This is a genomic window from Mesorhizobium sp. M7A.F.Ca.US.006.04.2.1 (assembly GCF_004022915.1).
Lineage (GTDB): Bacteria > Pseudomonadota > Alphaproteobacteria > Rhizobiales > Rhizobiaceae > Mesorhizobium > Mesorhizobium ciceri.
On the sequence record NZ_RZQA01000020.1, the window covers coordinates 1 to 18850 of the forward strand.

The 18850-nt window shown below is 62.6% G+C and carries 19 protein-coding genes; 17 read left to right on the forward strand and 2 right to left on the reverse strand.

What is annotated here, in order from left to right; genetic code table 11:
- The 5 genes from EN925_RS02390 to EN925_RS02410 all read left to right on the forward strand — a co-directional run.
- Positions 1-1238, forward strand: a 1238-nt coding sequence (locus EN925_RS02390; protein WP_164894111.1) for an FAD-binding oxidoreductase, incomplete at its 5' end; no start/stop codon positions are given.
- Positions 1239-1260: 22 nt separating this feature from the next.
- Positions 1261-3270 carry a DUF2817 domain-containing protein gene (locus EN925_RS41440; RefSeq protein WP_127384594.1) on the forward strand — a complete coding sequence of 670 codons (2010 nt, stop codon included), beginning with the start codon at positions 1261-1263 and terminating at the stop codon, positions 3268-3270.
- Positions 3271-3341: 71 nt separating this feature from the next.
- On the forward strand, positions 3342-4139 hold the full coding sequence (locus tag EN925_RS02400) for a transporter substrate-binding domain-containing protein (protein WP_127367982.1): 798 nt from the start codon (positions 3342-3344) through the stop codon (positions 4137-4139).
- A 77-nt stretch (positions 4140-4216) separates the two neighbouring features.
- A complete protein-coding gene (locus tag EN925_RS02405; protein ID WP_164753458.1) occupies positions 4217-4924 on the forward strand; it encodes an ABC transporter permease subunit in 708 nt (235 codons plus the stop codon).
- Positions 4925-4929: 5 nt separating this feature from the next.
- On the forward strand, positions 4930-5661 hold the full coding sequence (locus tag EN925_RS02410; RefSeq protein ID WP_063173765.1) for an ABC transporter permease: 732 nt from the start codon (positions 4930-4932) through the stop codon (positions 5659-5661).
- 179 nt (positions 5662-5840) lie between these two features.
- Here the strand turns inward: EN925_RS02410 and EN925_RS02415 are convergent, their stop codons facing one another.
- Together EN925_RS02415 and EN925_RS02420 are read right to left on the reverse strand one after the other, a co-directional pair.
- Positions 5841-7058 (reverse strand): FAD-dependent oxidoreductase, encoded by a 1218-nt coding sequence (locus EN925_RS02415; protein ID WP_013530410.1) that lies wholly within the window; start codon positions 7056-7058, stop codon positions 5841-5843.
- Positions 7059-7073: 15 nt separating this feature from the next.
- Positions 7074-7832 (reverse strand): HpcH/HpaI aldolase/citrate lyase family protein, encoded by a 759-nt coding sequence (locus EN925_RS02420; RefSeq protein WP_127367980.1) that lies wholly within the window; start codon positions 7830-7832, stop codon positions 7074-7076.
- A gap of 118 nt (positions 7833-7950) precedes the next feature.
- On the opposite strand from EN925_RS02420, the gene EN925_RS02425 reads away from it, so the two are divergent.
- The 12 genes from EN925_RS02425 to EN925_RS02480 all read left to right on the forward strand — a co-directional run bounded on the left by EN925_RS02425 (position 7951) and on the right by EN925_RS02480 (position 18711).
- Complete coding sequence (locus tag EN925_RS02425) at positions 7951-8841, forward strand: 2-hydroxy-3-oxopropionate reductase (protein ID WP_064992566.1); 891 nt, start codon at positions 7951-7953, stop codon at positions 8839-8841.
- 5 nt (positions 8842-8846) lie between these two features.
- The gene (locus tag EN925_RS02430) at positions 8847-9659 is read left to right on the forward strand and encodes a shikimate dehydrogenase (RefSeq protein WP_013530407.1); all 813 of its coding nucleotides are present in this window, start codon (positions 8847-8849) and stop codon (positions 9657-9659) included.
- Positions 9652-10458, forward strand: coding sequence for an SDR family oxidoreductase (locus tag EN925_RS02435; RefSeq protein WP_063168722.1), 807 nt, complete (start codon positions 9652-9654; stop codon positions 10456-10458). Before EN925_RS02430 ends, EN925_RS02435 begins: the two co-directional genes overlap by 8 nt.
- 68 nt (positions 10459-10526) lie before the next feature.
- A complete protein-coding gene (locus EN925_RS02440) occupies positions 10527-10874 on the forward strand; it encodes a RidA family protein (protein WP_013530405.1) in 348 nt (115 codons plus the stop codon).
- Positions 10875-10924: 50 nt separating this feature from the next.
- Positions 10925-11713, forward strand: a complete 789-nt coding sequence (locus tag EN925_RS02445; protein ID WP_164753459.1) for a FadR/GntR family transcriptional regulator — start codon at positions 10925-10927, stop codon at positions 11711-11713.
- A 286-nt stretch (positions 11714-11999) separates the two neighbouring features.
- Complete coding sequence (locus EN925_RS02450) at positions 12000-12710, forward strand: SDR family oxidoreductase (protein WP_127367978.1); 711 nt, start codon at positions 12000-12002, stop codon at positions 12708-12710.
- Between the two features lie 12 nt (positions 12711-12722).
- The gene (locus EN925_RS02455; protein ID WP_127367977.1) at positions 12723-13472 is read left to right on the forward strand and encodes an SDR family oxidoreductase; all 750 of its coding nucleotides are present in this window, start codon (positions 12723-12725) and stop codon (positions 13470-13472) included.
- A 70-nt stretch (positions 13473-13542) separates the two neighbouring features.
- Complete coding sequence (locus tag EN925_RS02460) at positions 13543-14493, forward strand: LysR substrate-binding domain-containing protein (RefSeq protein WP_013530401.1); 951 nt, start codon at positions 13543-13545, stop codon at positions 14491-14493.
- An 86-nt stretch (positions 14494-14579) separates the two neighbouring features.
- On the forward strand, positions 14580-15614 hold the full coding sequence (locus EN925_RS02465; RefSeq protein ID WP_127367976.1) for an amino acid ABC transporter substrate-binding protein: 1035 nt from the start codon (positions 14580-14582) through the stop codon (positions 15612-15614).
- A 79-nt stretch (positions 15615-15693) separates the two neighbouring features.
- On the forward strand, positions 15694-16857 hold the full coding sequence (locus EN925_RS02470; RefSeq protein WP_127367975.1) for an ABC transporter permease subunit: 1164 nt from the start codon (positions 15694-15696) through the stop codon (positions 16855-16857).
- Between the two features lie 3 nt (positions 16858-16860).
- Positions 16861-17940 carry an amino acid ABC transporter permease gene (locus tag EN925_RS02475; RefSeq protein ID WP_064992567.1) on the forward strand — a complete coding sequence of 360 codons (1080 nt, stop codon included), beginning with the start codon at positions 16861-16863 and terminating at the stop codon, positions 17938-17940.
- A gap of 12 nt (positions 17941-17952) precedes the next feature.
- On the forward strand, positions 17953-18711 hold the full coding sequence (locus EN925_RS02480) for an amino acid ABC transporter ATP-binding protein (protein ID WP_128336317.1): 759 nt from the start codon (positions 17953-17955) through the stop codon (positions 18709-18711).
- The last annotated feature ends 139 nt before the right edge of the window (positions 18712-18850 follow it).

An 18850-nucleotide genomic window follows, 5' to 3' on the forward strand; every position in this document is an offset into this window, starting at 1 on the left:
GTAACACCGGCACCGACCACCGCCACGCGCTCGACCGGATCGAGCGGCTCGATCCGGTCGAGCGCGTGGCGGTGGTCGGTGCCGGTGTTACCCTCGAAGCTTTGCAGTCTGCCGCATTTGAGCACCGGCTGGAGCCCGGTATCGATCTTGCCGCGCGCGGTTCGGCGACGATCGGCGGCATGGTGTCCACGAATGCGGGTGGCGTGATGGCCTTTCGCAACGGGGTCATGCGCCACCGCGTCCTTGGCCTGGAGGCCGTGCTGGCCGACGGATCGGTCTATTCCGATCTGACGCGGGTGGTGAAGAATTCCGCCGGCTACGATCTGAAGCATCTCTTCATCGGTGCGGAGGGCACGCTTGGCATAGTGACCCGCGTGGTCGTCAAGCTCGACCCTTCGCCGCGAGCCACCGCCACCGCGCTTTTCGGGCTGCCGTCTGTCGAAGCGGCGCTGCAAGTCATTCGTCTGGCGCTTGAATCGGATGCGGGACATTTGCGCGCGGCGGAGGCGATGTGGACCTCGTATTTCAGCCTGGCCGCAGCCGCGCATGAATGGTCCGAACCGAGCGTGCCGCTCGACCAGACACTGTTCCTGCTGCTGTCGCTTGGCGGCGCGCGCGAAGAGGCGCTGCGCGAAGATTTCGAGCGTATCTATTCGGAAGTGATGGAGCGCTATCCTGAAGCCACCGGCATCATTGCCGGCTCGCGGCGGCAAGAGGAAGACCTGTGGCGGTTGCGCGAGGACACCGGCGTGCTCTATCGCGCCCATCCCCAAGCGCCTTCCTTCGACGTGTCGGTGCCTCTGTCGGAAATTCCGGCCTACCTCGACAGAATCCTGCCCCGGCTCGCAGCGATCGAACCGGGTCTGGCGCCCTATGTATTCGGTCACCTGGCCGATGGAAACCTGCATATCATCCTCAACCGTCAGGGTCCGCTGGCGCCTGACGTAGCGGAGGCTGCCGAGAGCGTCCTGTACCAACAACTGCGGGAGATTGGCGGTTCTTTTTCCGCCGAGCACGGTGTTGGGTCCAAGCGCATCCATTCGCTGCTGGCGACGGTTGACCCGACGAAGCTCGCCGTGATGGAGCGGGTGAAACGAGCGCTGGACGATCAGTCGATCATGAACCCCGACAAGGTGCTTCCCTCCGACGCCTGGTTTGTCCGGTCCTCCAGGCCGCTCCTTTCCGGCAATGAGCGCCGATTGCCACCTCAGAACACGAGCGATCACAACGATGAATAGCCCCACGGTGGAACGACAGGGAATGAACGGATTGACCGCAACCGCCAGCGATCCGGTGGGATCGACCATGCGCCATGATGAGCCAGCCCCCGCCTATGCCCGTGATTTCGCCGTCCTTCGCAGGAGATTTCGCGAAGCCGCCGAGCGGGCCGGCGCGGAACTGTCTGAATATGTTCATCCGCTGAACGGCCCGGATGGCGAGACGCTGGCGACGGATGTGGCGCTGCTTGGCCGCCGCGATGCGCGCAAGCTGATCGTGCTCATCTCCGGTACGCATGGTGTCGAGGGCCCGTTCGGCTCGACTTGCCAGACCGCCTGGCTCGGCCAGAAGCACCTGCGGCGCCTGCCCGGCGACACAGCCATCCTTGCCATTCACCTCATCAATCCCTGGGGTACGGCTTGGTCGCGGCGCGTCAACGAGGACAATGTCGACCTCAACCGCAACTTCATCGACTGGTCTTCAAGTGCTCCCGTCAACAACGGTTATGCCGGCCTGCACGACGCCATGGCGTATCGCGAGTGGGAGGGACCGGACCGCATAGCGGCCGACGAGAAGCTCGCCGTGGCGCGCAAAAGGCTTGGGCATGCCGGGCTGGCGGCGATCGTCGAAGCCGGCCAGTATGAGTTCGCCGACGGCATGTTCTACGGCGGTGGCGGCCCGGTCTGGTCGAACCGCACCTTGAACGAAATTCTGAAGACCTTTGCCGGCGCGGCGCGCCAGGCCATCGTCTTCGACCTGCATACCGGCGCCGGGCCTTACGGTTATCCGGCTCTGCTTTCTGTGGCGAGTTCCGAGCATGACGGCCTTGCCTGGGGCAAATCCATCTTCGGGCCGGCGCTGGCGACAGTCCTGACAGGCCAGGGCGCCAAGACCGATACCGGCATCACGGCAACGGCGACCGGCTATGTCTCCGATGCCGTCCGCAAGGCAATGCCGAACGCGCGCGTGCTGCCGCTTGTCGTTGAATGCGGCACGTTGGACGGGCCGGCTGTCATGGAAGCGGTCCAGGCCGACAACTGGCTGCATCTGTTCGGCAAGCTCGATTCGCCGTTGGGCAAGCGGATCCGCGACGCTCTGCGTTGCGCCTTCATCCCGGATGACCCAGACTGGCAACGCACCTGCCTGTCCAGCAGCCTGCGCTATTTCGATCGTGCGCTGGCGGACCTGCGAGCCGTCGAGATAACCCAGGACACCAGCAGCGAACAGACGCCGCCAACCCTTCCTGCCGTCGCGGCCGATCCGGCGCCCGCTGACAAGGCAAAGATCACCACGCCGGCCGTGCAGATCGACGAGCTTCACAAGAGCTTCGGCTCGCTTTTGGTGTTGAAGGGCGTCAATCTCACCGCCCATGCCGGTGAGGTCATTTCCATGATCGGCTCGTCGGGCTCGGGCAAGAGCACGTTCCTGCGTTGCATCAATCTTCTGGAGCAGCCGGATGGCGGCAAGGTCGCCATCGATGGCGAGGTGATCAAGATGAAGCCGCTGTCGAGCGGCCGTCTTGGGCCAGCCGACATGGCGCAGGTCGAACGCATCCGCGCCCGCGTCGGCATGGTGTTCCAGAACTTCAATCTGTGGCCGCACATGACGGTGGCGGAGAACATCATCGAAGCGCCCCGGCACGTCTTGAAGGAGCCCCGCGAGAAGGCCATCGAACATGCGCACGCCTTGTTGAAGAAGGTCGGGCTCGCCGACAAGCACGCTCATTATCCGGGCCAGTTATCAGGCGGCCAGCAGCAACGCGCCGCGATCGCCCGAACGCTCGCGATGCGTCCCAAAGTCATCCTCTTCGACGAACCGACATCGGCGCTCGATCCCGAGTTGGTCGGCGAGGTGCTGCGCGTGATCCGTCAACTGGCGGAGGAAGGCAACACCATGATCCTCGTAACGCACGAGATGCAGTTCGCGCGCGAGGTCTCCCACAAGGTTCTGTTTCTCCACCAGGGAAAGGTGGAGGAAGAGGGTGCGCCCGCGGAGCTGTTCGGCAACCCGCGCTCGGAGCGTCTGCGCCAATTCCTGGCTCGGACACTGTGAGGGAAGCATCCTCGAAGCGTCCGGTTCGCACCGGACAACGGCAATGAAGACCAACAACAAGGGGAACTGATATGAAGCTGAAAGTCTTGACGCTGCTCGCATGTCTCGCGGGAAGCATGGGAAACGCATTGGCGGCCGAAGGCGAGTTGTCCATCGGAACGGAAGGCGCCTACCCGCCATGGAGCATGTCCGACGCCAGTGGCAACGTCACCGGTTTCGACGCCGATGTCGGCGCGTTGCTGTGCACCAAACTCGCGGTGACCTGCCATTTTGTCGTGCAGGCGTTCGACGGGTTGATCCCGGCGCTGAAGGCCAAGCGCTTCGACGTCATCATCTCGGGCATGTCGATCACCGCCGATCGCAAGAAGGAGATCAATTTCAGCGTCGGCTATGCCGAACTGGCCAACATGTTCGTCGCGGCCAAGGGTTCTGATCTGGCCGCGATCACCGACGTCGACACGCTGCTGAAGTCGCTCGACGGCAAGAAGGTCGGCGTGCAGGCTGGCACGACCCACGCGCATTTCCTCGAGAAGCGTGCACCGAATGCCGACCTGAAAACCTACGACACGCTTGACCAGATGCAGATCGACCTGGCGAGCGGCCGTATCGACACGGCTTTCGCCGATCAATCCGCCTTGCAGGATTTTCTGGACAAGCCTGACGGCAAGAACTTCCAACTGGTCGGTGTTGAGATCAAGAGCACATACGACCCGACGCTTGGCGAAGGCATCGGCGTCGGCATCGCGCAGGACAACACCGAACTCAAGGCCAAGATCGACAAGGCGCTTTGCGAGCTGATCGCGGACGGCTCGGTCGGCAAGGCAAGCCAGAAATGGTTCAAGACGGACATTTCCCGGCCCTGCAAATAACGCCTTGGAACCCTCGCATGCGCCCGGATCTCCGGGCGCATGCACTTCATTGGCACGACAAGACTAGGGCAACTCAGATGGAATTCGGTCTCTGGCAGGTTTGGGAAGCGGGTTGGGTGACCGCCATCCTGCGTGGCGCGTCGATAACGATCCTGGTGGGTCTCGTCAGCATGGCGGCCGGGCTGGTGATCGGCATTGTCTGCGGCTTGATCAAATGGGCCCGGATATTTCCGCTCTCGCTGCTCGTTGATGCCTATACCTCGCTGGTGCGCGGCGTGCCCGAGCTGCTCATCATCTACCTCCTGTTTTTCAGTTCGGTTGAATTCGTGACCAAGGTCGTGACCGCTTTCGGCTATGCCGGGGTCGCGGAGAGCGGCTATGCGTTCGTCATCGCGGTCATCGCCATCGGCGCGATCTCCGGCGCCTATTCGACCGAGGTCGTGCGCGGGGCCCTGGGCGCGATCCCCAATGGGCATATCGAGGCCGCGCGCGCGCTCGGGCTATCGGGCGGCCGGATCTTTCGCCGCATCATCGCGCCGCAGATGCTGCGCATCGCGGTTCCCGGAATCAACAACGTCTGGCAGACCACGATCAAGGACACGGCCCTGGTCTCGGTGGTCGGCCTTCAGGAGCTGATGCGCATTTCTTTCATTGGCGCCAATTCCACCCGCCACCCGTTCATCTTCTACCTGATCGCGGCTGTGGTTTATCTGGCCATTACGCTCGTCAGCCAGGCCGGGTTCGACGCCATCGAACGCCTACTCAGGGTGAGGACGAGAAAGTAGTTATGATGGATCTCATCCAGCTAGCGGTTCCCGTCCTGCTCAAGGGCCTGTGGGTCACAGCGGCACTAACGTTCGTCTCGGTGCTGATCGGCTTCAATCTGGGCCTCGGTTTGGCGCTGATGCGGCTGTCGTCGAACCGCTTCCTGTCAGGCTTTGCCAAATATTATTCCAATGTCTTTCGCGGGACGCCACTGCTGGTGCAGATTTTCCTGTTCTATTACGGGCTTGGCCAACTTTCCCTGATCAAGGACAACGCAGCTCTGTGGTGGTTGATCAGCGACGGCGCGCGCTGCGCCGTGCTGGCGCTTGCGCTGAACACGGCTGCCTACACGTCGGAGATCCTGCGCGGCGGATTGATGTCGGTTCCGGTTGGCCTCGTCGAAGCGGCGCAGGCATGCGGCATGTCGCGCATGCTGCGGTTCCGGCGCATCGAGTTTCCGCTCGCCATCCGCCAGGCGCTGCCGGCCTATGGCAATGAGCTCATCCTGGTCGTCAAGGGGACCAGCCTTGCCTCGACGATCACGGTGCTCGAAATCACCGGCTACGCCAAGCGGCTGATGAGCCAGACCTTCGCAATCTTCGAGATCTTCGCCATTGCCGGCGTGCTCTACCTTGTGATCAATCTGCTGTTGATCGCGATCATCCGCGCCATAGAGCGTTTTCTCATGCGTCACGAGGCCTCCTCTGGCCGAGATCTGGCAGCGCCGCAACCAAATCGATCGACCGTGGGTTCGTGACGCCCCTGCTAAGATAGAGCGATCCCAAACCAATTGTCACTGACGGTCGAGTGGCTACTCGTCAGTCGTTGGAAACAAGGCCGGCGAGAAGCGAGTAGTTTTCACGACGTCTCTGACTAAGATCCAATTTCATTGGACGCTGAATGCCCGAGATAAAATGGGTGACCGATCGTCTCGCTTTAGATCACTGCTTCCTCGAGAAACGGCTCGTTGCGATCTATGCGCTCGTAACAGAACGGCGAAAGATCGAGCGTCTGGAAAGCCCCGTGAACGATAAGTTCTGAAACGGCCCGGCCCACGGCTGGCGACTGTTGCAGCCCGTGCCCCGAGAAGCCGTTGGCAAACATGAAATTGGTCACCTGCGGGTGGAAGCCGACGATGCCGTTGTGGTCGAGCATGTTGTACTCGTAGTGGCCGGTCCAACTGGTCTGGACCTTGAGTGCGTCGAAAGACGGAATGCGGTGCCAGAGTGCCGGCCAGATGTAGTCGTCGAACTCTTCATGGTGCATTTCAAAGTCGTCGTAGCCGGCCGGTCCGTCGCCTTGCGGCGTGTTGCCGGTGAGAAAAAGCTCGCCTTCGGGACGCACGAATGTTCCGGAAAGGTCGATGACATTGGGCATCCGGCCGGGGATCGGGTTGGCGCTGGCGAAGACGAAGCTGTAGCGCTTGTAGGGCGCGACCGGGATCGACAGGCCGGCCATGGCGGCCACCTGCTGAGCGCGCGGGCCCGCGGCGTTGACCAATGTTCCGCAGGCAACCGTCTGTCCGGTCGCGAGGCGCACCGAGATGACCCGCCCATCGGCGATATCCAGCCCTGTCACGGCATTGTCGATATACTCGACGCCGCTGGCGCGGGCTGCGCGGCGGAAACCGTTCATCAGCCCCACGGAATCGAACCAGCCCTCTTCCCTGGCCCCCCAGGAACCGCCACCGAGATCCTCCACATTGAGCCAGGGGAAGCGATCCTTCAGCGGGCCCGGCTCAAGAAACACCGTGTGGGCCCCAAAACTGCGTTGCAGATCGACGCGCTCGCGGGCCGCTTTGACGCCGTCGGGTGAACAGCAGTAAAGATACCCATGCTCCTTGAAGCCGAGGTCGGGCGCCGGTTCGTCCTTGTAGAAAGGTGCCATACGCTCCTGAAATCCGCGGATGATCTCGATGCCGAACTGGCTGATCTTCACATTGATCGGATTGGAATATTGCTGCCGGATCGCACTGGTGGAGAGCGCCGTCGACGAGAATTCGTAGCTCGAGTCGCGTTCGACCACGAGGATCGAGGCGCCGCTGCCCAGCGCCTGGCTCAGCCAGTAGGCCGTGGACGAACCGATGACGGCGCCGCCGACGATGACGATGTCGTAGGCGGTGCGTGACGGCGCTTTGTACCGGGGGATCGGCATGGCTGTATCTCCGGTCTACTGAGTGAACGAAGCGACCAAGGCATCCGAGCCCCGCGCCAGCAGGCCGAGGTCGGAACCAACGGCAACCATGGTGAAGCCGTCGGCGATGTAGCGGTCGGCATCGGTCTTTGCGGGAGCCAGGATCCCGCTGGCCTTGCCTGCCGCCGTTGCCGCCTTGCGCACCGAGGCGATCGCTTCTTGAACGTGTGCGGCCCCGGGATTGCCCATCGCACCCATATTGGTGGAAAGGTCGCCGGGCCCGACGAAGAGAACGTCGACGCCGTCCACTGCCGCAATTTCCGCGGCATTGGCGACGCCCAATTCATCCTCGATCTGTACCGCGAGAAGCTGCTGCTCACGCGCCTTGGCGTGGTAACCGGCGATGCGACCGAAGCCGTTGGCACGGTGACCGACCGAGAAGCCGCGAAATCCACCAGGCGCATATGTCATAGCCGCGACAATGGCGCGGGCCTGATCGGCCGTCCGCACATTGGGGATCGTCAGGCTGCGCGCACCGATATCCAGGGCCTGCTTGATCAGATTGGGATCGTCGGAAGGCAGCCTGACGACGGCCTCGCTGTCGAAGCCGCCCATGACCTGCAACTGGGCCATGATGCTGCGCAGATGGTTGGGGCTATGCTCGCCATCGATCAGCAGCCAGCCGGAGCCCGCGACAATTTCCGTCGTCAGGGCCGAAGCCAGCGAGCACCAGATGCCGATATGGGCCCGGCCGGCCGATACGGCAGCCTTCAGCGTGTTGAGGCGCTCTTGCATTTTGCGGTCGGTCTCCGATGAGCGAAAGGACGTTGAAATTTGTATGATGTCCTATATCATACGGCAATAATTTGCTGCAAGATGTAATACGCACCAACCTTCGTACAGGGGTTCAAGAATGAAGATCGGGTTCATCGGGCTCGGTGTGATGGGAGCACCGATGGCGCACCATCTCGTCGACGCGGGACATGAGATCTTCACGGTCCTGAACCGCTCCCCTCTGCCGAAGGACCTTAGGGCATCGGTCGTCGCCTCTCCTGGCGATGTGGCGCGGATGTCCGAGATCATCGTGACCATGCTGCCCGACACGCCAGATGTGGAGCGTGTCCTGCTTGGAGGAAACGGCGTCCTGGAGGGGCTGTCGGCCGATAAGCTGGTCATCGACATGAGCTCGATCAGCCCTATCGCCACTGCGGAATTCGCAGCGAAACTGCGGCAAGCGGGAGCCGGCTACCTCGACGCCCCGGTCTCGGGCGGTGAGGTCGGCGCCAAGGCGGCGAGCCTCACCATCATGGTCGGCGGGCCGACCGCAGAGTTCGAGCGCGCGCTGCCGATCTTTCGGACGCTGGGCAAGAACATCACCTTGATCGGCGAGCACAATGGCGCCGGCCAGACCTGCAAGATCGCAAATCAGATCATCGTCGCGCTCAACATAGAGGCCGTGGCGGAAGCGCTCGTCTTTGCCAGCAAGGCCGGTTGCGACCCGGCAAAGGTGCGCGCCGCGCTGATGGGCGGCTTTGCCTCGTCCCGCGTGCTGGAGGTGCATGGCGAGCGCATGATCGCCCGGACCTTCGCCCCGGGCTTTCGCATGCGGCTTCACCAGAAGGATCTCAACCTCGCGCTCGAAAGCGCCCGCGCGCTTGGCGTCTCGCTGCCGAACACCGCGATGGCGCAACAACTGATGAGCGCCTGCTCAGCCCGACCAGGCGGCGCGGAGGCCGACCACTCGTCCCTCGTCCAGGCGCTGGAGATCCTCAGCGGCCACGAACTGTCAAAAGAAAAGGAGTAAAACCGATGCGCGGAACCGGCAAGGCCGAGATCTTCGTGATGCTGGCCCATCCCGTGGCCCATGCCAAGAGCCCCGGCATATTCAACGAGATCTTCGAGCAGAAGGGCCTCGACAGCCTCATGGTGCCCTTGAGCTGCCGCCCGGAGGATTTCGAGGCCTTCTGGGCCGGCATTACGGCAGCCGAGAATATCAGGGGCGTGATCATCTCGGTGCCGTACAAGGTTGCGGTCTATCACAAATGCACCGCCGCTCACGACCGCGCCGCGAGGGTGCAGAGCGCCAATTCCGTGCGCCGGCTGCCCGATGGCAGCTGGTACGCCGACAATTTCGACGGCGTCGGCTTTATCGATGGCCTCAAGGCAGGCGGACATGAGATTGCCGGCCGCCGCATCCTTCAGGTCGGCGCCGGCGGCGCCGGCGCGTCCCTGGCCTATTGTCTTGCCGAAGCCGGTGCCGAGGAAATCCGCTTGGCCGACATCGATACCGGTCGCGCCGAAAAACTGGCGGCGCTGGTCGCGCAGGTCTTCCCGAAATGCCGCATCCAGGTTGGAGAGGCCGAGCCTTCCGGCATGCATATGGCGATCAACGCCACGCCGGTCGGCATGCACGCCGGCGACCCGCTGCCGCTGGATGTGAGCCGGCTGACCCCGGACATGACGGTCGTCGACATCATCATGGAGCCCGCCGAGACCCCCCTGCTAAAGGCGGCGAAAGAGATTGGCTGCCGCATTCAGCCGGGGCGCCCGATGATGGATTTCCAGGTCCGGGCCATGTCCGAATTCTTCGACATCGAAGGCAAAGGTCGCGGCAATGGCTGAGACATTGACGGCCGTCGTCATCGGCGGCACTTCCGGCATCGGACGCGCGATAGCGCTGCGCTTCGCCGAGGACGGCTACCATCTGGTGGTCGCCGGCAGGGATGCGGCACGGGGCGATGAGGCGGTTGGCGCCTGCGCGGCGGTCGGCGCACCGCGCGCGCTGTTTGTCCAGACCGATGTCGCCGAATCCGGCTCGGTGGAAGCGCTGGCGCAGGCCGTCAGCGACGCGTTCGGTACCCCGCACGTCGTCGTCAACTGCGCCGGCATCCTGCAGAGTGGCAAGCACGTCCTCGACCAGGATCTGGACGAAGACGAGAGGATGTGGCGAGTGAACTATCGCGGCACCTTGCTGGGTTGCCAGGTGTTCGGTCGGCTGATGTCGGCTGCCGGGCGAGGCGCGATCCTGAACGTCGGCTCGCTTGCCTCCTTCGCGCCGCTGTCCCTGCCCGCCTACACGCCCGGAAAGCATGCCGTCCTGGCCTTGACCCAGATCCTGGCCGCCGAGCTCGGTCCGCACGGCGTACGCGTCAATGCGGTGGCACCCGGCTACACGCTTTCGGACGGGCTGAAAGCCAGGATCGCCAAGGGTGAGCGCAACCCCGAAGCCATCCAGGCGACCACCGCGCTGCGCCGCTTCGTCGAGCCGCGCGACGTTGCCGAGGCCGCACTGTTCCTCTGCTCCGACCGGGCCGCATCGATAACCGGCGTCACCCTGCCCGTCGACGCCGGCTGGCTCGTTCAGGCGCCCTACGCACAATATCTGCAGGGAAACCCCATCCGCCAGACGCCGGCAATCTGACCCCATCCGGCGGAGGCCGGAAATCTGACCCATCCGGCGGAGGCCGGAAATCTGACAAGGACAATCCAATGAGTGACATCAAGCGCTTCGACTTCGACACCCGCATCCACCACGGGGTCATCCACAATGGCACCCTCTACCTCACCGGCCAGGTCGCAAAGCCGGGTCAGTCCGCAGCCGACCAGATGCGCGAGGCGCTTGGCAAGGTCGACGTCCTGCTTGCCAAGGCCGGTACGGACAAGACACGCATCCTTCACGTGCAGATGTGGCTGGACGACATCAGGGATTTCGACGAGGTCAACACGGTCTGGGACGGATGGATGCCGAAGGAGCATGCACCCGCGCGCTCTTCCGGCGAAGGACGGATGGCCAAGCCTGGAATGCTGGTCGAGCTGATCGTCACCGCGGCGGTTTGAATGGCCTTGCCGGTTCGGGCATCATCGCGAATCTGGCTAAGGGGAGACTGATGACGAAGCGCAAACCGCTTTCCACTGTCGTGGCGGAGAGTCTGTCCGAAAAGATCCGTTCCGGATCTCTGCTTCCCGGCGCGCAATTGCCGACCGAGGCGGAGCTTTGTGCCGAGTACGACGTCAGCCGGACGGTGGTGCGGGAAGCGGTGGCGCGATTGCGCTCCGAAGGGATGGTGGTGCCGCAGCAGGGCCGCGGCATGTTCGTCAGCGAAACGCCGGCGCCGCGCAATTTCTCGATACCGGACGAGGCGCTGAGGACCTTGCCGGAAACCATTGCCCTGCTCGAACTGAGATTGAGTGTCGAGGTGGAGTCCGCCGGGCTATGCGCGGAACGGCGCACCGATGCGGAGGCGAGTGGAATCCGAGCCCTGATGGAACAGGTCGACGCCCAGCAAGCGGATCCCGCTGTCGTCCAGATCCACTACGACTATGATTTCCATCTGGCGATCGCCAAAGCCGCGCGCAACGAATTCATCCACGGCTTCCTGAGCTATCTCAGGCCGATGATCGTTCCACGCTTTCAACTGGGCTACGTGGTCACGCCGGCGCTCAAGGACAGCTATTACGCACGCATTCACAACGAGCACAAAACCATCGTGGATGCCATCGAAAGGCAGGACGGTCGTGCCGCTCGCCAGGCCATGCGCAAGCATCTGCACAACAGCCTCGGGCGTGTGCGCGCTTTGGCACGGGCTTCGGGCGTCGCGGCGACAGAGGCAGAGCAGCAGGCGGCTGCGGCCTCGCTCTTTACCGATATGAAAAGACCTGTTTCGACCGGCGGATAGGCCCCGGCTTCGATCACCCAGGCATTCGCACTCACTCAAATTAGCCACGTATTGCGAAAGCCATGTTTTTGCTCCGCCAGCTGACCTGAACCGTTTCCCACAGGCTGAGAACATCGTTTTCCCGTCGTTTCCTTCGGTTTTCAGCCTCGGCGCCGAGGTCACCACCTGTCCAGGTTTCGGGCGGGAGAAGAGAATTCGAAAGTTTATCTTTCCTTTTTGCTGGTTTTCTTGGTTTTGCGGCATCGGCCCAGGCCGCAGACTGAATCAGGCAATCAGGGAAGCCAACGTGACGACAGCCTTCATCACAGGTGCAACAAGCGGCATAGGGCGGGCCATGGCGATCGCACTGAGCGACGCCGGCTACGATGTCTATGCGGTCGGGCGCAGCCAGGCCGCGCTCAAGGCGTTGCAGGCCGAGCGATCCGGCATCGTGCCCATCGCCGTCGACGTGACCGATCGCGAGGCGCTGGAAGCTGTTCTGGCGGATCTGACCATCGACGTGCTGATCAACAATGCCGGGATCATGCCACCGTTGGGCAATTTCGCCGACATGAAAATCTCCGACATCGACACCACGCTGGAGGTCAACCTCAGCGCGGCAATCCTGCTTACCCGCCTCGTCGTTCGGCAGATGCGCGAGCGGCAGGCTGGCCACATCCTGTTCACCGGCTCCACCGCGGGCCACGCGGCATATTCCAACATTGCCGTCTATTCGGCCACCAAGGCGGCGATATCAGGCTTTGCCGCCGCGTTGCGCGCCGACCTCTCCCCATCAGGCGTCCGTGTCACCGAGATCGTCGCCGGCCGTGTCGAGACGCAGCTCTACCAGGACATCCTCGACGCAAAGGCGCGCGCGGCCATGTACGCCAGCAAAGTGGTGCAGCCGGATGACGTGGCCAGAATGGTGGTCGCGGTACTCGGCCTGCCCGCATGGGCCGACGTTACCCGTTTCGACATCATGCCGACATGGCCAACCTCGCCAAGCGGCACCAAGTAAGGAAAAACTGGAATGAAGGATCTTTCCGTTCTGATCGTAGGCGGCGGCGCTGGCCTCGGCGCGCTTTTGGCCAGGATGGCTGTAGAGGCCGGGGCTGCAAAGATCGGCATCATCGACATCAACCAGGACGCCGCCGAAGCCGCTCTCGCCCCGGCAAAGGCCAACGGCCTGCCGACAGCGACCGCCCTGTGCGACATCCAGGTCGGCCCTCAGTGCCAAGCCGCCTTCGACGCCATCGTTTCGAAGCTCGGGCGTATCGACACGCTGATCAATTGCGCCGCGATCTACCCTCGCCGCCCGCTCCTCGAGATCAGCGACGCCGATTGGGATGCCTCCAACGGCATCAACATCAAGGGCACTTATCACATGATGGTGGCAGCCGTTCGCCACATGCAATCGCAGGAGCCGAAGAGCCATGTGCGTGGCCGGATCGTCAACCTGACCTCTGTCGATGCCTTCAAGGCGCATCCGCAGAACGCCCACTATGCGGCAACCAAGGCCGCCGTGGTCAGCCTGACGCGCTCCTTTGCCCATGACGTCGCAAAACACGGGATCCTGGTCAATTCGGTGGCCCCCGCAGGCATGGCCACGGAGCGGGCCAAGGCCCTCGGCTTCCTCGAGGAACTGGCCAAGGCGAGCCCGCTGGGTCGTGGCGCCGAGCCTGCGGAGATTGCCGAGTGGGTTCTCATGACCGGCGGCCCCAAGAATACCTACATGACGGGAGAAAATGTAATTGTTTCAGGTGGTTATATATACGCCTGAGCTATTTTCGCGGCGCCGGCGGCGCTGAATTGTCCAACAGGAACGCAAGCGAAAGGAGGTGGAATAGACGATGACCGGCAAGCTTCGCCTTCCCTCGCTGAATGCGCTTCGCGTCTTCCACGCCGTCGCGCAGCACAAGAGCTTTCGGCAGGCGGCGGATGAATTGCTGGTCACGCCGCAGGCCGTCGGACAGCAGATCAAGCTACTGGAGGACACGCTTCAGGTGACACTGTTCGAACGCAAGGGGCGGTCGGTCGAATTGACCGAGTCTGCCATCCTTCTCTCGCACTATGTCAAAGCTGGGTTCGATGAATTTTCCGAAGGTGTTCGCCGCGTCACCAAGTCGAATTACCGGGACCGCATCAACCTGAATGCGAGCCCCTATTTCGCGACCCACTATTTGCTGCCTCGCCTATCTCTGTTCCGGGAGATATTGCCCGGTGCGGATCTGCGCCTGACGACGATGGTCGATCTGCCCGATTTCGGACGCGACGACATCGATATGACCGTCCAGTGGGGCTACGGCAATTGGCCGGACTACGAGACCATACTGCTGGTGCCTGATCCGAAGGTCATCTGCTGCACTCCGGCCATCGGCGAGAGCATCAAGTCGGCGCAGGACCTGACGTTGTTCACGTTGCTGGACACCGTCAAGTCGAAGCGCCTTTGGCCAGACATTTTACGCCACCTTGCCATCGAGCAGACGGACGGCAACCGAAGCATCAGCTTCGACGATGCCGCGACCATGCGCCGTGCAACCCTGCAAGGCATCGGCGTCGGTCTCGTCTCCGTCATCGACGCCGAGGAAGATTTGAGGTCGGGCGCGCTGGTCGCGCCGGTCGGGCGCGACGCCCTTGCCGATATGCGGCCGGAAGAAGTTCCTGGGTTCTACCTGATCGTCCCGCGCGGGCACCTGCGCGTGAAGGCGGTCGCCGCCCTTCATCGATGGCTCGCCCAGCAGGACTGGGGCAGCGATCTGAAGATTTCCTCCGTGCCGAAACCGACCCCGCTTTCCGATTAGGAGCGGCTTTGAGACAGAGCTCCGAAAAAGAACTTTTGGGCCTCCAACAACAAGAAACCAAACAACCTCAACAGTGGAGACGGAACATGAAGACGATGAAATGGGGGGCCGCAGCCATGGCCCTTGGACTTGTGCATTTTGCAGCGCCGGCAGAAGCCGCCGGCGGCAAGACGCTGGAAGCCGTCAAGGCGCGCGGCGTGCTCAACTGCACCGGCCATGACGGGTCTTACCTCGGCTTCGCCGAAGTTGACGACAAGGGCAACTGGAAGGGCATGGACATCGATCTCTGCCGGGCGGTGGCCACGGCCGTGCTCGGCGACCCGGCAAAACTGAAGGTCGTTCCGATCAGCTGGGCGCAGCGCTGGCCGTCCCTGCAATCGGGCGATGTCGACATCATCATCAAGGCGTCGGGCGGCACGCTCAGCCGCGACACCGAGCTCGGGCTGCAATTTTCCATGTCCTATTACCTCGGAACGACCAAGGTGATGGCGCACAAGGAGCTAAACCTCAAGTCGCTCAAGGATGCGGCCGGCGGCACGATCTGCATTCCCGCCGGCACGTCGCAGGAACAGCAGGTCGCGGCCTATACGGGCAAGCTTGGCATCAAGCTCGAACCCGTACTCATCGAAAAGACCGAGGAGCTCGAGCAGGCCTATTTCTCCGGACGCTGCGATCTCTATGCGCAGTGGGGCCCGACGCTCGCCATTGCGCGCATCGCCAAGAGCAAGGTCGACGACCATGTCATCCTGCCCGACGTGCTCGCCGTCGAGCCTGAAGTCATGATCATGCGCCAAGGCGACGACAATTGGGTTGACATCGCCAACTGGACGCTGAGCACGCTGATCTTCGCCGAGCAGGAAGGCATCACCTCCAAGAACGTCGACGAGGTCAAGGCCACGCCGACCTCGCCGCAAGTCGCCAAGTTCCTCGGCGTCACGCCAGGCATGGGCAAGGGTCTCGGTCTCGATGATGACTGGGCCTACAAGGTGATCAAGAACGTCGGCAATTACGGCGAAATCTTCGAGCGCGACCTCGGCAAGGACTCGCCCTACAAGATGGACCGCGAGTTGACCAACCTTTGGAACAATGGCGGTGTCCTGTTCCCGCTGGTGATCGACTGATCCGTCCTTAACTCACCCGCTCCAGGCCCCGCCCGGCACAGCCGGGCGGGGTCGGCGACAATTCGGCAAGGATCTTTGGATGGTCAGCCTGCTGAGAAATCAAAAGGTCCGCAACGCGCTGTTGCAGGTCCTCTATGTCGGCTCGATCGCCGCGATGGTGCTTGCCGGCATCGTGATCGCCCGCCGCAACCTGGCTGATCAGGGGATCACCTCCGGATTCGACTTTCTGTTCAAGTCGACGGGTTGGGATGTGAATTTCTCGCTGCTGCCCGCCACGGCCAATGATCCCTATTGGTGGTACTTCCTCATCGGCATCATCAACACGCTGTTCCTGGGGAGCGTCGGCCTGATACTGGCGACGATCGTGGGAACGATCGTCGGTCTGGCGCGGACGTCTTCGAACGATTTGGCCCGGCTGCTCGGCCGTACCTATGTGGACATCTTTCGCAACATTCCGCTGATCCTCCAGGTTTTCTTCTGGTATGCGATCATCACGCACCTGCCGACGCCGCGCAGCGCGCACGAAGCCTGGGGCTTCCTGCTCACCAGCCGAGGACTCTACATCCCATTCCCGAACGTCGGCAGTGTCGCGTTTGCCGCAGCCACAATGGCTGTGATCGCGGCCATCGTGCTGCCGGCCTGGCTGGGCAGGACGTCGCTCCTTGCCCAGCCGATCGGCCAGCGGCGCACCATCCAGTTTGCCGCCGCCGCAGCGGCACTGGCCTGCGCGACCATCATTCTGGCTCTCGGACGTCTGCCGGATACGCCGCTGCTGGACTTCCCTGCCCTGCAAGGCCTCAATCTGAGAGGCGGCCTGCGTATCCCTCCGGAGTTCGCCACCCTCGCCATCGCCATCGCCATCTATGGCGGCTCCTACATTGCGGAGATCGTGCGCGGAGGCTTCAAATCTGTCGGCACCGGCCAGGTCGAGGCAGCCCTTTCCTTGGGCCTTAGTCCCTGGCGGGTCTTCACGCTGGTGCGGCTGCCGCTGGCGCTGCGTGCCATGCTGCCGATCCTTGCCAATCAGTATGTCTGGCTGATGAAGGCGACGACGATGGGCATCGCCGTGGGCTTCACCGACTTCTTCATGATTGTGGCGCTGACGATCAACCATTCCGGGCAAACACTCGAAGCGATCGGCATCCTGATGGCAGGCTTCCTCGCCATCAACCTCAGCCTTGCCGCCGTCTTCAACCGCATCAACAAGGCAATTGCCCTCAAGGGCAATCAACTGAGGGGCTGAGAGATGGAGATGGTCATTGTCGCTCCACCCGCTCCCGGCAGGCTTGAGGATCTGAGGCGACGCTTCTTCGCGACGCCGCTTCAGGCGGTGGTGTCGCTGGCCTGTCTGACGATCATGGTCTTCCTGGTCTGGAAGCTGCTGAATTGGGCGGTTTTCTCGGCTGTCTTCACCACCAGCGGCGGGCCGGAAGCCTGCCAGGCGGCAGCGGGAGCCTGCTGGTCGGTCATCGCAGCGAGATGGCGGATCATCTTCTTCGGCCTCTATCCCTACGAGGAACAATGGCGCTCGGCGCTGGCCTGCGTCGCCGTTGTGGTGATGACGGTGCTGAGCTGTATCCCGGCGTTCTGGACGGGCCGCCGGATCGCGCTGGTATGGGGAGCCGGAACAGGCCTTTTCTACGTATTGATGAAAGGCGGCGTGCTTGGCCTTGCCCATGTCGGCGAGGAAGCCTGGGGCGGGCTGGCGCTGACCCTGTTCATCTTCGTTACCACCTGCCTGATCGGTTTCCCCTTGGCGATCTGCCTGGCCTTGCTGCGCCGGTCGGAGCTGCCCTGGATTTCGCGGACCACCGGCCTCATCATCGACGGGGTCCGGTCGCTTCCGCTGATATCGATCCTCTTCACCTTTGCAGTGGTTCTGCCGTTCGCGCTGCCGCAATGGCTGCAGGGCGATAAGCTTTACCGCGTGATCCTCGGCTCCGCTCTGTTCTTCTCCGCCTATCAGGCTGAGATCGTGAGAGGCGGCATGCAGGGCGTTGCGACAGGACAGGAGGAGGCTGCCATGGCGCTCGGCATGCGCTACTGGCAACGCATCAGCCGCATCCTCCTGCCTCAGGCCATGCGCAACGCGATGCCGGCCACGATCAACCAGTTCGTCATCTCGTTCAAGGAGACCTCGCTGGTGGTCATCGTCGGTTTCTTCGAGATCCTGGCTTCCGGCAATGCCGCCTATGGCACCGGCGAATGGCGCTTCGCCTATGTCGAAGTCTATGCCTTCATCGCCTTCATCTACTTCATCTTCGTCTTCAGCCTGTCCCGCTATGGCGCCTTTCTCGAGCGCCGCATGTCGGTCAGCGAACGGTAAGGAGGCGTGCAGGTGATCTCAACCAATTCGACCGGTGAGCCGGCGCTCCGCATCGAAAACCTCGACAAATACTACGACACGTTCCAAGCACTGCGCGGGATAAACCTTTCCGTACAACGGGGCGAAAAAATCGTCGTCTGCGGACCCTCCGGCTCCGGCAAATCGACGATGATCCGCTGCATCAACCGCCTCGAACAGCACAATGGCGGCCGCATCGCGGTGCTCGGGACCGAGCTCAACGACGATGTCGGCAATATCGACGAGATCAGGCGTGAAGTCGGCATGGTGTTCCAGCACTTCAACCTGTTCCCGCACATGACGGTGCTGGAGAACTGCATGATCTCCCCGATGATCGTGCGCAAGCAGCCGCGGGCGCAAGCCGAGGCAACCGCCCGCCACTACCTGGAGAAGGTGCGCATTCCCGAGCAGGCTATGAAATATCCCAGCCAATTGTCCGGCGGTCAGCAGCAGCGCGTCGCCATTGCACGCGCTCTTTGCATGCAGCCGCAGATCATGCTGTTCGACGAACCGACCTCGGCGCTCGATCCGGAAATGGTTTCCGAAGTGCTTGACGTCATGGTCACGCTTGCCTCGGAAGGCATGACGATGATCTGCGTGACGCATGAGATGGGCTTTGCGCGTCGCGTGGCGGACCGGGTGCTTTTCATGGACGGCGGCGAGATCCTCGAAGAAGCGCCTCCGGACGAGTTCTTCACCTCTTCCCGCCACGAGCGCACTCGACAATTCCTGTCGCAGGTGCTGGGTCATTGATTGGAAGCAACGATCCGGGACGTGTCGGACGGCACGCCCTCAGCTAACTCGGGTAGATCAATGACCGATCCCGCCACCGCGCTGCGCGAGATTCTCGGGCCGAAAGGCTGGCTTTCGGGCCGGGATGCCGAGCCCTACC